Origin of the sequence: Bradyrhizobium sp. WSM2254 (genome assembly GCF_000472645.1) — a bacterium.
GTDB lineage: Bacteria > Pseudomonadota > Alphaproteobacteria > Rhizobiales > Xanthobacteraceae > Bradyrhizobium > Bradyrhizobium niftali.
The window spans coordinates 219,969-233,874 of the sequence record NZ_KI421444.1; the positions used below are offsets into that span (position 1 = coordinate 219,969).

The window sequence follows — 13,906 nt, forward strand, 5'->3', positions numbered from 1 at the left end:
CATGCTCGATCGCGACGAGGACATTCTGAAGGCGGCGGAGGACTGGCAGAAGGCCGGCCGTGGCGTCGCGCTCGCCACCGTGGTGGAGACCTGGGGCTCGGCGCCGCGCCCGGCGGGCTCGAGCCTCGTCATCAACGACGAGGGCACGTTCTTAGGGTCCGTCTCCGGCGGCTGCGTCGAGGGTGCCGTGGTCACCGAGGCCATGGACGTGATCGAGAGCGGCAAGCCGAAGATGCTGGAGTTCGGCGTTGCCGACGAGACCGCCTGGAATGTCGGGCTGTCCTGCGGCGGCACCATCCGCGTCTTCGTCGAGAAGGTCGGCTAGCCGTGAAGCTCGCGATTTTGCACGAACTCAATGCCGAGCGCGCCGCGCGCCGTCCCGCGATCTTGGTGACGGACACCGAGAGCGGCGAACAGCGCCTGGTCAAGGCTGCGGACTTTGCCAAGGACCCGCTGCGCGTCGAGCTCGAAAAACAGCTTCGCATAGGCAAGAGTGCCAATGTCGAGGTCGGCGGCAAGAAGCTCTTCCTCAACGTCTACGCGCCGACCGCAAAGCTCGTCATCGTCGGCGCCGTCCATATCAGTCAGGCGTTGGCGCCGCTGGCGCGCTCGCTCGGCTACGACGTCACCGTCGTCGATCCGCGCACGGCCTTTGCAAGCGCAGAGCGCTTCCCCGACATTCCGCTGGTGGCCGAATGGCCCGACACCGCGCTGCCGCCGCTCAACGTCGATGCCTACACGGCGTTCGTCGCGGTGACGCACGATCCCAAGATCGACGATCCCGCGCTGCTGCACGCCTTCGAGCGCGGCTGCTTCTACATCGGCGCGCTCGGCTCGCGGAAAACCCATGCCAAGCGCGGTGACCGGTTGCGGGCGCAGGGCGCCAAGGACAGCGACATCGCGCGCATCCACGCGCCCATTGGCCTTGCGATCGGCGCCGTCTCGCCGTCGGAGATCGCGGTGTCGATCATGGCCGAGATCACGGCGGTGCTTCGGCTGCCACCCAAAGAAAAAGAAGTAGCGGCATGAAATTCGGCCCGGCGAGCCCCAGGGATGCGATCGGCGGGGTGACCGTCCACACCCTGCGCCAGGGACCGCTGGTGCTGAAGAAGGGCACGACGATCGGTCCTGCCGAGGTCGAGGCGCTGGAGCGCGCCGGTATCAAGGACGTCGTGGTGGTGCGGATGGAGGAGGGCGACGTCTCCGAGGACGTCGCAGCCGCCAGCATCGCGCTTGCGGTCGGCGGCGAGGGCATCCATGTCGAGCGCGCCTTCACCGGCCGCGCCAACCTGTTCGCCGCGCGCCCGGGCGTGCTGGTGATCGACCGCGCCGCCGTTGACCGCATCAACAATATCGACGAGGCCATCACCTTTGCGACGCTCACCGCCTACAAGCCGGTGGTCGAGGGCGAGATGGTCGGCACCGTCAAGATCATCCCGTTCGGCGTCGAGGGCGCCTTGCGCGATGCCGCGGTGAAGGCCGCCGGCAGGGACGCCCTGAAGATCGCCCCCTACGTCATCCAGCGCGTCGGCGTGGTCTCGACGCTGCTGCCGGGCCTGTCCTCCAAGGTGATCGACAAGACGTTGCGCGTCACCGCCGAGCGCCTGGCGCCGGCCGGCGCCAGCATCATCGCCGAGCGGCGCGTCCAGCATGACGAGCATGCACTGTCGGCCGCGATCAAGGAATTGCTCGGACTTGGCGCCGAGCTCGTCATCGTGTTCGGCGCCTCCGCGATCGCCGACCGCCGCGACGTGATCCCGGCGGCCGTCACGGGAATTGGCGGCGAGATTGAGCATTTCGGCATGCCGGTCGATCCCGGCAATCTCTTGCTGATCGCGCGGGCCGGCGGCGTGCCTGTGCTGGGCGCGCCGGGCTGCGCGCGCTCGCCGGTCGAAAACGGATTCGACTGGGTGCTGATGCGGCTGCTTGCCGGCATCAAGGTGACGCGCGCCGAGCTGATGGGCATGGGCGTCGGCGGGCTCCTGATGGAGATCGTGACGCGCCCGCAGCCCCGCGCGACGCCGGAGATCGAGGGCAACAGCCGGGTCGCGGCCATCGTGCTTGCGGCGGGCCGTTCGACCCGCATGGGCGGTCCGAACAAGCTGCTCGCCGAGCTCGACGGCAAGAGGCTGGTGCGGATCGCGACCGAGCAGGCGCTGGCTTCGAAGGCATCCGAGGTGATCGTCGTCACCGGCCACCAGACCGAGCTGGTCGAGCAGGCGCTGCAAGGCCTGAAGGTGAGATTCGCCAGGAATCCGGATTTCGCCGGCGGCATCGCGAGCTCGGTCAAGGCCGGCATCGCGGCCGTGTCCGAAGCTTGCGACGGCGCCGTGGTTTGCCTCGGCGACATGCCGCTGATCGATGCCGGCCTGATCGACCGTCTCATCGACAGCTTCGCGCCGGACCGCGGCAATCTGATCGTCGTACCTGTCAGCGAAGGCCGCCGCGGCAATCCCGTGCTGTGGTCGCGCCGCTTCTTCAGGGAATTGATGACCCTCGACGGCGACGTCGGCGCGCGTCACCTGATCGCCAAGCACACCGAGGCGGTCGCCGAAGTGCCCGTCGACGGCGAGAGCGCCTTCCTCGACATCGACACGCCGCAGGCGCTGGAAGCGGCACGGCGGGGATGACGCTGCCGTAGGGTGGGCAAAGGCGCGCAGCGCCGTGCCCACCATCTCGTCGGATCACGATGGGATGCGGTGGGCACGCTTCGCTTTGCCCACCCTACGGCACCTCCCAGGGCTCCGATTTCAACCACCCGTTCACCATCTGGAAACGACCACCGCTTAGAGTCCTCCGCACCTGCCTTGGGGGGAGGGGTTTTTTTATGGCTTCGAATGTCGTCGCGCGCCGTTGCGCGATGTTTTTCTTTGCGTTGTCTGTTTGTGTCGCGGGCGCTCGCCACATCACGGATGCTCACGCCGCCGGCGCGTTTGCGGTCGGCAAGTGCGGCGCCTATGGCCAGGCTTTCGATTACGGCGCCGAGCACGAGGCGCGCGCCGCGGCGCAGAAGCAGTGCAAGGGCGATTGCACGACGGTGACCATCAAGCGCGCCTGCGCTGCGATGTCGGTCGACCTCGCCAACCCCTGCGGCGCGTATGGTTATGCCGTCAAGCCGAAGATCTCCGCCTCGCTCAACGCCGCCACGCGCGAATGCTACAAGTACGGCGGCAAGGAATGCGTGATCCGCGCCTGGGCCTGCGACGCGAAGGGTTGAATTCTTCGAGCGCTGAATTTCTCTTGCTGTCATTCCGGGGCGATGCGTAGCATCGAAGCCGGAATCCATTCGTCCGCCGACTCTGTGGCCCGATGGATTCTCAGGTGCGCAATTGCGCACCATAGCTCGCGCCTTCGGCGCGCCCCGGAATGACAGTTCGAGGTATTCATGCAGTTCGACACCAAGATCGCCGTCGTGATCCGCTCCGATCTTCAGGCCTGGCAGAAGCTCAACGTGGCGGCTTTCCTCACCAGCGGTATCGCCGCGGCTTTTTCCGAATGCATCGGTGAGCCCTATGAGGATGCCTCGGGCGCGAAATATCACGCGCTGATCGGCCAGCCGATCCTGATCTACGGCGCCGACGGTCCGGCGCTGTCGCGCGCGCTCGACCGTGCGCTCACCCGCAACGTGGTGCCGGCGGTCTATACCGAGGACATGTTCAAGACCACGCACGATGCCGCCAATCGCGAGGTGGTGAGGGCGGTGGTGCGCGCCGATCTCAACCTCGTCGGCATCGCTGTTCGCGCCGAGCGCAAGGTGATCGACAAGATCGTCGACGGCCTCAAGTTCCATAGCTGACACGCCCGCGCCTCGCGCCGCATCGTCATCGCGATGTCACGATGGCGCGAGCGCTTGCGCAAACTTTGTGCGGTTTGATTCCAATCAAGGGGGAGCCTTGCGGCCTCGCTAGTCTGCGCCGCGCAATGCAAAGGAGCAGACCGATGCCGACCATGAAAGCCGCAATCGTCAAACAATTCGGCAAGCCGCTGGTGATCGAGGACGTGCCGGTGCCGCAGCCCGGTCCCGGCGAGGTTCTGGTCAAGGTCAAGGCTTGTGGCGTCTGCCACACCGATCTGCACGCCGCCTCCGGCGACTGGCCGGTGAAGCCGGTTCCGCCCTTCATTCCCGGCCACGAGGTCGCCGGCATCGTCGCCGCGCTCGGATCCGGCGTGAAAAATCTGAAGGTGGGCGATGCCGTCGGCGTCGCCTGGCTGCACGATGCCTGCATGTCCTGTGAATATTGCGAGACCGGCTGGGAGACGCTGTGCGAGCACCAGCACAACACAGGCTACAGCGTGAACGGCGGCTTTGCCGAATATGTGATCGCCTCGGCTGCCTTCGCCGCCAAACTGCCGGCGACGATCGATTTTGCCGGCGTCGCGCCGATCCTGTGCGCCGGCGTCACCACCTACAAGGGCTTGAAGGAGACGGAGGCAAAGCCCGGCGAGTGGGTCGTGATCTCGGGTGTCGGCGGGCTCGGCCATGTCGCGATCCAGTATGCCAAGGCGATGGGGCTCAAGGTCGCGGCCGTTGATATCGCCGAGGACAAGCTCAAGCTCGCCCGCGAGACCGGCGCCGACCTCGCGGTCAACGCGCTCGCGGCCGATGCCGTGGACAAGGTGTTGGCGACAACCGGGGGAGGGGCGCACGGCGTGCTGGTGACGGCGGTCTCGACCGCCGCCTTTGCCCAGGCACTGAAGATGGTGCGCCGGAAGGGCACCGTCAGTCTCGTCGGCCTGCCGCCGGGCGAATTCCCGACGCCGATCTTCGACGTCGTGCTCAAGCGCATCACCGTGCGCGGCTCCATCGTCGGCACCCGCCGCGACCTCGACGAAGCCATCGCGTTCGCCGCGGACGGCAAGGTCAAGGCCGAGGTGACGAAGGTGCCGCTCGCAGAGATCAACAACGTCTTCGATCGGATGAAGGCCGGCAAGATCGACGGCCGCATGGTGCTGGATTTTGGCTAGTGCCTCACCCGGGCGGCATCTTTTCGAATTTCGGCAGGCCTGGGTCGAGATGATCCCAGCCATGCCCGCGCGCTCCGTAGGTCACCGCCTGCGGCTTGTAGCGGGCGGGCTCGTCGAGGCTTGCGGCGCGGATGGTGAAGATGTCGGGCATGGCGGCAAAGGTCAGGTAAACAGGCAAGCCGCACTGGGGGCAGAAGCCGCGCGTCTTCACATTGCCGCTGTCGCCGACCATGTCCCAATGCTTCGCCTCGCCGCTCAGCGTGACGCCGGCGCGCGCGAAGGTCGCGTAGGAGCCGTGGCCGCTGCCGCTTTCCCGCTGGCAGTCCCGGCACTGGCAGTGATTGCTGAAGATGGGCTCACTGGTGATCGAATAGCGGATCGCGCCGCAGGCGCAGCCGCCGGTATAGGGCTTGTCCATCGTGATGACTCCTTACTTGTCTTCGCCGCTGATCTCGTCGAGCTGTCGGACGACCGTCTTCCAGCCGCCGCTCATGATCGTGTAGGCACTCTCGTTCCTGGGCAGCACGAAGCCCGCATGAATCAGCTGGATCCGCGTGCCGGCCTCGACCGGGGTGAGGGACCAGGTCACGACGGTGTCGAGCGGTGCGCCATAGCCGGTGTTGCGCTCGTCGCCGCCCTTCCAGGCGTAAACGAGCCGCCTGTTGGCCACGACCTCCAGAACGCGGCAATGAATGACGCCGTCCCAGTCGCCACCCGGTTTGGTCTGGAACGTGAAGGCCTTGCCTTCGACGGCCTCGAAGCCGGTCGGCTGCATCAGCCAGCGCGCGATCAGCTGCGCGCTGGTCAGCGCCTTCCAGATCGTCTCGGCCGTGTGAGGGAAGACCTCGTCGATGACGATGTCTTTGGTTTCAGCTTTCAACTCGGCAGCACTCACGAATCGATCTCCTTCAAGAGGTCACGCAGGTTCTGGAAGCGCTCGCGCCAGAAGACGCCGTAATGATCCATCCAGGTCACCAGCGGCTCGAGTCCTTGCGGCGCAGCGCGGTAGTAGACGTTGCGGCCCTCCGCGCGCTCGGCAACGAGGCCGGCCTGCTTCAGCGACTTCAGGTGCTGCGAGATCGCACCCTGCGTCACGCCACTGCCGCGCGTCAGTTCGGCAACGCTGATCTCCTTGCTCTCAAAGACGCGCTCGAACACGGCGCGGCGGGTCGGATCGGCGAGGGCGCGCATCACGGTGGTGACGGGGTTTGGGGCGGCTTCGATCATGCCGATAAATTAGCGAAGGCTAATGCATTAGTCAATGCTAATTCAACTGGGCCGTCCCGGTCCGACTCTTCGATTGACTATGACTGACTAGTCAGTCATAAATAATAGATGACAAGGAAGCCTTCCAAAGCCGCCTCGGCATCTGTGGTCCATGCCGGGGGCCACATGCCCGAAGCCGCGCCCGCCTCGAACCGCGCGACACGCGCGGCGGAGCGGCGAGCGGCGATCGTGGAGGCGGCGATGGAGGAGTTCATCGCGCGCGGCTTTGCCGCGACGCGGCTCGACGACATTGCGAAGCGGGCCGGAGTCGCGAAGGGCACGATCTACCTGCACTTCAAGGACAAGGAATCGATGTTCGAGGAGCTGGTGCGCGTCGTGATCGTGCCTGTGGTGGCGCGGCTGACCACGTTGCCGCCGCCGGTGGGCTCGGTGCGCGACCTCATCGAAGCCTTCGCCGGCAACTTCCTCAAGGAGGTGATCGGCACCAGGCGCGGCGATCTCGTGCGCCTGATCGTTGCGGAGGGGCCGCGCTTTCCCTCCGTCGCCGACTTCTACTATCGCGAGGTGGTCTCGCGCGGGGTCGCCGCCATGCGCGCGCTGATCGAGCTCGGCATCGCCCGCGGCGAGATCCGCGAGAAGGACCTTGCGCGCTATCCGCAGATCCTGATCGCGCCCGCGATGATCGCGGTGATCTGGCAGAGCCTGTTTGAGCGTCACGCGCCGCTCGACGCGCGGGACATGCTGCGCGTCCATCTCGATTTGATTTTTGGCGAACGGAGGACGACATGAGGTCGTCGCGAACCATCTCTCACCTCATCCTGAGGAGCGCGGAACGCGCGTCTCGAAGGATGCAGGCCCCACTGTGGCTCCTCGCCCTTCGAGACACCGCTTCACGGCTCCTCAGGGTGAGGGGTCGACAGGGGTATCTGCCGCGCCTCTGTTCGATCGCGGTTCTGGTGCTCGCAACTGGGCTGGCGGCTTGCAAGGAGAAGCGCGATCCCGGCTTCCAGGGTTGGGTCGAGGCCGACATGATCTTCGTCAGCCCGGATGAGGCGGGCCGGGTGACGAAGCTGAGCGTCCGCGAGGGCGACGAGGTCAAGGTCGGCGACGCCCTCTATTCCATCGATGACGATCTCCAGCTTGCCGATCTCAACCAGAACAAGGCGACGCTCGCCAATGCGCAGCAGACCTATGACCGTGCGGCCTCGCTGAACAAGACCGGTTCGGGCACGCAGGCCAATCTCGATTCCGCCGTGTCCGCCTTGCGCGTGGCGGAAGCGCGGGTAGCGACGTCGGAGACGCGGATGGCGCGGCGCAGGGGCTTTGCGCCGGTCGCCGGCACCATCCAGCAGATCTATTTCCGCGAGGGCGAGATGGTGGCCGCGCAGCGGCCGGTGCTCTCGATCATGCCGCCCGGCAACATGAAGCTGCGCTTCTTCGTGCCGGAGACCGAGCTGCCCAAGCTTGCGATCGGTGACACGGTCCGGATCGGCTGCGACAATTGCGCCGCCGACCTGACCGCCAAGATCTATTTCATCGCGACCTCGGCCGAATACACCCCGCCGGTGATCTACAGCCTCGATGAGCGCAACAAGCTCGTTTACCTGATCCAGGCGCGGCCCTCGCGCCCCGATGCCTTGCGCGTCGGGCAGCCGATCGACGTTTATCTCAATCCAAAAACTCCGATGGCGGACAAGCGATGAACGGCGGCAACGGCATCGCAATCGACGTCAAGGGCCTGACGAAGTCGTTCGGCGGCCGCGAGGTCGTGCACGATCTGTCGATGCAGGTGAAGCGCGGCTCGATCTACGGCTTCCTCGGTCCCAACGGCTCGGGCAAGACCACCACCATCCGCATCCTCTGCGGCCTGCTGACGCCCGACAGCGGCGAGGGCACCTGCCTCGGCTACGACATCCGGCGCGATGCCGAGAAGATCAAACGCCAGGTCGGCTACATGACCCAGCGCTTCAGCCTCTACCAGGACCTGTCGGTGCGCGAGAACCTCGAATTCGTGGCACGGCTCTATGGCCTTGCCGATGCACGCGGCGCGGCGCGCGACATGATCAAGCGGCTCGGGCTCTCGGGGCGCGAGGAGCAGCTTGCCGGCGAGCTCTCCGGCGGCTGGAAGCAGCGGCTGGCGCTAGGTGCCTGTACGCTGCCCAGTCCGAAGCTGCTGCTGCTCGACGAGCCGACGGCGGGTGTCGATCCCAAGGCACGGCGCGATTTCTGGAACGAGATCCATGCGCTCGCCGCCGACGGCCTCACCGTGCTGGTCTCGACCCACTACATGGACGAAGCCGAACGCTGTCACGAGATCGCCTACATCGCCTACGGACATCTGCTTGCGCACGGCACGGTGGAGGAGGTGATCGCGAAATCCGCGCTCTCGACCTATACTGTGACCGGTGAGGACCTCAACGAGCTCGCGGCTGCGCTCACCGGCAAGCCCGGCGTGGACATGGTGGCGCCGTTCGGCACCTCGCTGCACGTCTCGGGGCGCGACGTTGCCGCGCTCGAAGCCAGCATCGCACCGTGGCGCGAGAAGAGCGGCCTGCACTGGCAGAAGTCGAATCCCTCGCTGGAAGACGTGTTCATCGAACTGATGGGCCGGTCCAAGGACAATTTCCAATGAGCGCCGTCGATCATCCGGCTCCCGCACACGAAATCCGCGAGCGCTTCGGCTTCCTGCGGCGCTCCTACGCGATGCTGATCAAGGAGTTCATCCAGCTCAAGCGCGACCGCGTCTCGTTCGCGATGATCGTGATGCTGCCGGTGATGCAGCTCATGCTGTTCGGCTATGCCATCAACACCACGCCGCACAATTTGCCCAGCGCCGTGCTGCTCCAGGAGGACTCCGATCTCGCCCGCTCGATCCTGAAGGCGCTGGAGAACACCGCCTATTTCCGCTTCCTCTACGAGGTGCACGACGTCGAGGACTTCGACAATCTGCTGAAATCGGGCAAGGTCCTGTTCGGCGTCGAGATCCCGCGCGGCTTCGAGCGGGCGGTGCGGCGCGGCGACAGGCCGGCGCTGCTGGTCGCGGCCGATGCCACCGATCCCGTTGCGGCGAGCTCGGCGATCGGCTCGCTCGGCATGGTCGTGCAGACCGCGCTCAAGCATGATCTCTATATCGGCGATCCCCCGGAGATGCCGTTCGAGATCCGCGCGCATGCGCGCTACAATCCGGCCGCAGCGTCAAGCCTCAACATCGTGCCGGGTCTCGTCGGCACTATCCTCACCATGACCATGCTGATCTTCACCGCGCTCTCGGTCACGCGCGAGGTCGAGCGCGGCACCATGGAGAGCCTGCTGTCGATGCCGATCAAGCCGGTCGAGGTGATGTTCGGCAAGATCATCCCTTACGTGCTGGTCGGCTTCGTCCAGGCCTTCCTGATCATCAGCATCGGCGTCGGCCTGTTCGGCGTGCCCGTGTTCGGCAATCTGTTCCTGCTGGCGCTGCTGTCGACGCTTTTCATCACCACCAACCTGTCGATCGGCTACACGATCTCGACCTTGGTGCAGAACCAGCTCCAGGCGATGCAGATGTCGATGATGTTCTTCCTGCCGAGCATTCTGCTCTCCGGCTTCATGTTCCCGTTCGCGGGCATGCCGGCCTGGGCGCAATATGTCGGCGAGGGCCTGCCGCTGACCCATTATTTGCGCATCGTCCGCGCCATCATGCTGAAGGGCGCGACCATGGAGAATTTGCGCTATGACGCGCTGGCGCTGGCGGTCCTGATGCTGATCGCCATGACCATCGCCGTGACGCGCTTCCGCCGCACGCTGGATTGAGGCAAACTAACCCTTGAGAGTCATTCCGGGGCACGCGTAGCGTGAACCCGGAATCTCGAGATTCCGGGTTCGCGACTGCGTCGCGCCCCGGAATGACCGGGGGATGGAATGGTCAGTTTTGCGAGCAGGAAGGCGCGGCAGCACGCCGCCTTGTCGGAGGATTTCGAGCGCGAGCTGACGCGGGAGGTGCTGCGCACCGAGCTGTTGCGGGTGCGGACACTGATCATCACCGGCTGCGTCATGATCTTGTTCCTCACCTCAACCTTCCTGATCGACCCTGCTCTGGTGAACCGGGTCTGGCGCGGAACGGAGGGCCTCGTCCGCGAATACATCCTCTTGGGAGGCTTCATCCTCTTCGAGGTCTGGGTCCACAGCCAGATCAGGCGAAACCTCAAGCTCGATCGCGACCTGCCGGTGATCAGGCGCTATATCGGCGCCTTTATCGAAACGTCGCTGCCGACGATCATCCTGATCCTGCAGATCCGCAGCATGGGTGCGAGCCAGGCGCTCGGTTTCGTGCTGCCCCTGGTCTATTTCATCTTCGTCATTCTTTCGACGCTGCGGCTCGATTTCTGGCTGTCCACCTTCACGGGATTTGTGGCCGCAGCCGAACTCCTGGCCGTCGCGCTGTATTTCAATTCGGCCAGCGAGGCCGGCGAGCCCCTGATCTACTTCCACGCGGTGCGCAGCACCATCATCCTGGTCTGCGGCGTGCTCGCCGGCTCCGTCGGCGCGCGGCTCCGCCGTCAGTTTGCTGCGAGCATCGCGGCCGCCACCGCGCGCGACCGGGTGACGAACCTGTTCGGCCAGCATGTCTCGCCGCAGGTGGTGGAGCGGCTGATGGCGGAGGGGACGAGCGCCGCCCGCGACCTCCGCCGCGTCGCCGTGATGTTCGTCGATTTCCGCGGCTTCACCGCCGGGGCGCAGTCGCGCACCCCGCAGGAGGTGGTCGACCGGCTCGACGGCGCCTTCGCCGTGCTGGTCGACATCCTCGACCGCCAGGGCGGCATCGTGAACAAGTTTCTCGGCGACGGCTTCCTCGCGCTGTTCGGCGCGCCGCTGGAGGCCTCCGACGCTGCGCACCGCGCGGTCGCCGCAGGCCGCGAGATGCTGACCGCGATGGACCGCATCAACGCGCAGACGAGCTGGCCGCTGCGGATCGGCATCGGCATCCATTTCGGCGAGGTCGTCGCCGGCAATATCGGCTCGCCCCGGCGCAAGGAATACACCGTGATCGGCGACACCGTGAACTTCGCCTCGCGGCTGGAGGCGCTGAACAAGGAGTTCGGCTCGCAGCTCCTGATCTCGGCGTCCGTGCGCGAGGCGCTCGGCGATGACGGCAACGATGCCGTCGCGCTCGGCGAAGTCGAGGTGCGCGGCTACGAGCAGAAGGTGGCAGTGTTTCAACTGGGATAGCGCGCGTTCAAATGTGAGTCGCGTTTGGTTGAAGCGCAGTCGCGTTCCGTTGAAGGCGCGTGATGAAATATCTCTGCTAGCTTTCGGGTCTTGCACAGTGGAAGCCGAAACAGCTCGGCTTCCGTTTGTCACCCGGAGAAAGCCAATGACCCGACTGACCCTTGTTGCGGCCGCCCTGATCACCGCCGCCGTCACCCAAACCCAGGCCGCATCCGCGCGCCACGTCGCCCCACCGCGCGCGACAACCGAGGCGACGGCCGACTACTGCGTCAGGGCTCCGGCAGAGGGCGCGTATGCCACGGCGCCCTACAAGCGGCCGCCTTGCCTGCCCAACACGACGACGTACTGACGACCACGGCAGACGAAGCCGGGCTGGTGAAATCCGCCAGCCCGGCGTCGCGAACGTCCATAGCAGCCTTGGTGGTTGGCGGTATTTTAGTAGCGCTTGACTCGCCTCTCATATAGTCATCTATATGACTATATGAATTCAGCACCGCTCGATGACCGCCTGCCACGCTACCAGCGCCTGCGCGACGACCTCGCCGCGCGGATCAACCGCAATGAGTGGCGGCCGGGNGAGCCGATCCCGTCGGAGGCCGAGCTCGGCGCGCATTACGGCGTTGCGATCGGCACCGTGCGCAAGGCGATCGACCAGCTCGTCGCAGATGCCGTGCTGGAACGGCAGCAGGGCCGCGGCACCTTCGTGCGTCGCGCGCGCTTCAACTCGTCGCTGTTCCGCTTCTTCCGCTTCCAGTCCGAGAGCGGTGAGCGGCGCGTGCCGAAAAGCCGCATCATCAGGCGCAAAAGCGTGCCGGCGACATCGGCGGTCGCATCCGCACTCCGCATCCCGGTCGGCGAGCCCGTGATCAGCCTGTCGCGCCTGCGCCTGATCGACGATGTCCCACTGCTCGCCGAAGAGATCTGGCTGCAGCAATCGCGCTTCGCGCCCATCCTCGACATCGACACCGCCGAGTTCGGCGACCTGCTGTACCCGCTCTACGAGGAGCGCTGCGGCGAGGTCGTAGTCTCCGCCGAGGAAATCCTGACGGTCGAGACCGCCAACGAGATGCAGGCGCGCCTGCTGCGGCTCGAGGCGCATGCGCCTCTGATTGTCATCGAGCGCCTCGCGCTCGACCTCGAACGGCGGCCGATCGAATGGCGCCGCTCGCGCGGGCCGGCCGACCGCTTCCGCTATCACGCCGAGATCAGGTGAAGCGGCCTTTCAACGGCACCAAGCAATAACGAGTACAGGGGTAGGAAGCATGTCGAACTGGTACAGCGAAAGCTCGCCGCTGGAGCGGCGCACGTTCTGGGCAAGCTTTGGCGGCTGGGCGCTGGATGCGCTCGACGTCCAGATGTTCGGCCTCGCGATCCCCGCGCTGATCGCAGCGTTCGGCATCAGCAAGGCCGACGCGGGCCTGCTCGGCTCGGTCACGCTGTTCTTCGGCGCGTTCGGCGGCTGGCTCGGCGGCGCGCTCGGCGACCGCTTCGGCCGCGTCAAGGCGCTCCAGATCACGGTTCTGACCTTTGCGCTCGCGACCTTCGCCTGCGCATTCGCGATGACCTACGCCCAGCTCCTGGTCCTGAAGGCGATCCAGGGCCTCGGCTTCGGCGCCGAATGGGCCTGCGGCGCGGTGCTGATGGCCGAGATCATCCGCCCCGAGCATCGCGGCAAGGCGCTCGGCTCGGTGCAGAGCGCCTGGGCCGTTGGCTGGGGCGCAGCCGTGCTGCTCTCGGCGCTGGTCTTCACCTATGCACCGGCCGATATCGCCTGGCGGCTGCTGTTCGCGCTGGGGCTGTTGCCCGCGCTCCTCATCATCTTCATCCGCCGCGGATTGAAGGAGCCGCCGCGGGCCGTAGCCGCCGAGAAGAAGCCGTTCTTGGCGACGCTCTCGGGCATCTTCCATCGCGACGTGCTGCGCGCGACGCTGATCGGCGGCCTGTTCGGCATCGGGGCCCATGGCGGCTACGCCGCGCTGACGACGTTCCTGCCGACTTACTTGCGCGAAGTGCGGCATCTGTCGGTGCTGGGCTCCAGCGGCTATCTCGCCGTCATCATCGTCGCCTTCTTCTGCGGCTGCGTGGCGAGCGGCATCATCAGCGACCGCATCGGCCGCCGGGTCAATGTCGCGTTCTTCGCCAGCGCCTGCATCATCACCGTGCTGATCTACATCTTCGCGCCGCTGACCAATGGGCAGATGCTGGTGCTCGGCTTTCCGCTCGGCTTCTTCTCCGCCGGCATTCCCGCCAGCATGGCGGCGCTGTTCAGCGAGCTCTATCCGGCCGGCGTGCGCGGCACCGGCGTCGGCTTCTGCTACAATTTCGGCCGCATCGTCTCTGCCGCGTTCCCGTTCCTGGTCGGCTTTCTCAGCGACCACATCGGGCTCGGGCCGGCGATCGGCATCGATGCGGCCTTCGCCTATTCGCTGGTGCTGATCGCGGTGCTGATGCTGCCTGAGACGCGCGGCAAGGTCTTTGAACAGACCGCTGCGACGCGCGCCTGACG

The 13,906-nt window shown here is 66.0% G+C and carries 17 protein-coding genes; 14 read left to right on the top strand and 3 right to left on the bottom strand.

Annotated features, from left to right (window positions below; all coding sequences use genetic code 11):
• Position 1 precedes the first annotated feature (1 nt).
• From A3M7_RS0138825 to adhP, 6 genes are all read left to right on the top strand, one after another.
• Positions 2-325, top strand: coding sequence for an XdhC family protein (locus tag A3M7_RS0138825; protein WP_008564652.1), 324 nt, complete (start codon positions 2-4; stop codon positions 323-325).
• A gap of 2 nt (positions 326-327) precedes the next feature.
• A complete protein-coding gene (locus tag A3M7_RS0138830; protein WP_027548701.1) occupies positions 328-1,029 on the top strand; it encodes an XdhC family protein in 702 nt (233 codons plus the stop codon).
• Positions 1,026-2,630: an NTP transferase domain-containing protein gene (locus tag A3M7_RS0138835; RefSeq protein WP_027548702.1), complete on the top strand. Its 1,605-nt coding sequence runs from the start codon at positions 1,026-1,028 to the stop codon at positions 2,628-2,630. The genes A3M7_RS0138830 and A3M7_RS0138835 overlap by 4 nt, the downstream gene beginning before the upstream one ends.
• 197 nt (positions 2,631-2,827) lie before the next feature.
• Positions 2,828-3,217: a DUF4189 domain-containing protein gene (locus A3M7_RS0138840; RefSeq protein WP_027548703.1), complete on the top strand. Its 390-nt coding sequence runs from the start codon at positions 2,828-2,830 to the stop codon at positions 3,215-3,217.
• A 168-nt stretch (positions 3,218-3,385) separates the two neighbouring features.
• On the top strand, positions 3,386-3,796 hold the full coding sequence (locus A3M7_RS0138845; protein ID WP_027548704.1) for a DUF2000 family protein: 411 nt from the start codon (positions 3,386-3,388) through the stop codon (positions 3,794-3,796).
• 143 nt (positions 3,797-3,939) lie between these two features.
• The gene (gene adhP / locus A3M7_RS0138850; RefSeq protein WP_027548705.1) at positions 3,940-4,965 is read left to right on the top strand and encodes an alcohol dehydrogenase AdhP; all 1,026 of its coding nucleotides are present in this window, start codon (positions 3,940-3,942) and stop codon (positions 4,963-4,965) included.
• Positions 4,966-4,969: 4 nt separating this feature from the next.
• Here adhP and A3M7_RS0138855 read toward each other — a convergent pair whose 3' ends face one another.
• The 3 genes from A3M7_RS0138855 to A3M7_RS0138865 are packed head-to-tail and all read right to left on the bottom strand — an operon-like array spanning position 4,970 to position 6,192.
• Positions 4,970-5,383, bottom strand: coding sequence for a GFA family protein (locus tag A3M7_RS0138855; RefSeq protein WP_027548706.1), 414 nt, complete (start codon positions 5,381-5,383; stop codon positions 4,970-4,972).
• 12 nt (positions 5,384-5,395) lie between these two features.
• Positions 5,396-5,860: an SRPBCC domain-containing protein gene (locus tag A3M7_RS0138860; protein ID WP_027548707.1), complete on the bottom strand. Its 465-nt coding sequence runs from the start codon at positions 5,858-5,860 to the stop codon at positions 5,396-5,398.
• Positions 5,857-6,192 carry a helix-turn-helix transcriptional regulator gene (locus A3M7_RS0138865; protein ID WP_027548708.1) on the bottom strand — a complete coding sequence of 112 codons (336 nt, stop codon included), beginning with the start codon at positions 6,190-6,192 and terminating at the stop codon, positions 5,857-5,859. Before A3M7_RS0138865 ends, A3M7_RS0138860 begins: the two co-directional genes overlap by 4 nt.
• Before the next feature lie 108 nt (positions 6,193-6,300).
• Here A3M7_RS0138865 and A3M7_RS0138870 point away from each other — a divergent pair, with 108 nt between their 5' ends.
• The 8 genes from A3M7_RS0138870 (at position 6,301) to A3M7_RS0138905 (ending at position 13,904) form a co-directional block, all read left to right on the top strand.
• Entirely contained in the window at positions 6,301-6,981 is a 681-nt protein-coding gene (locus A3M7_RS0138870; RefSeq protein WP_027548709.1) for a TetR/AcrR family transcriptional regulator, read from the top strand.
• Positions 6,978-7,895: an HlyD family secretion protein gene (locus A3M7_RS0138875; RefSeq protein ID WP_245284421.1), complete on the top strand. Its 918-nt coding sequence runs from the start codon at positions 6,978-6,980 to the stop codon at positions 7,893-7,895. The genes A3M7_RS0138870 and A3M7_RS0138875 overlap by 4 nt, the downstream gene beginning before the upstream one ends.
• Entirely contained in the window at positions 7,892-8,824 is a 933-nt protein-coding gene (locus A3M7_RS0138880; protein WP_027548711.1) for an ABC transporter ATP-binding protein, read from the top strand. Before A3M7_RS0138875 ends, A3M7_RS0138880 begins: the two co-directional genes overlap by 4 nt.
• Positions 8,821-9,984, top strand: coding sequence for an ABC transporter permease (locus A3M7_RS0138885; RefSeq protein WP_027548712.1), 1,164 nt, complete (start codon positions 8,821-8,823; stop codon positions 9,982-9,984). Before A3M7_RS0138880 ends, A3M7_RS0138885 begins: the two co-directional genes overlap by 4 nt.
• A gap of 108 nt (positions 9,985-10,092) precedes the next feature.
• Positions 10,093-11,400: an adenylate/guanylate cyclase domain-containing protein gene (locus tag A3M7_RS0138890; RefSeq protein ID WP_027548713.1), complete on the top strand. Its 1,308-nt coding sequence runs from the start codon at positions 10,093-10,095 to the stop codon at positions 11,398-11,400.
• Between the two features lie 145 nt (positions 11,401-11,545).
• Complete coding sequence (locus tag A3M7_RS0138895) at positions 11,546-11,749, top strand: hypothetical protein (RefSeq protein WP_027548714.1); 204 nt, start codon at positions 11,546-11,548, stop codon at positions 11,747-11,749.
• A gap of 132 nt (positions 11,750-11,881) precedes the next feature.
• On the top strand, positions 11,882-12,613 hold the full coding sequence (locus A3M7_RS0138900; RefSeq protein ID WP_027548715.1) for a GntR family transcriptional regulator: 732 nt from the start codon (positions 11,882-11,884) through the stop codon (positions 12,611-12,613).
• 49 nt (positions 12,614-12,662) lie between these two features.
• The gene (locus tag A3M7_RS0138905; RefSeq protein WP_027548716.1) at positions 12,663-13,904 is read left to right on the top strand and encodes an MFS transporter; all 1,242 of its coding nucleotides are present in this window, start codon (positions 12,663-12,665) and stop codon (positions 13,902-13,904) included.
• Positions 13,905-13,906: the final 2 nt, after the last annotated feature.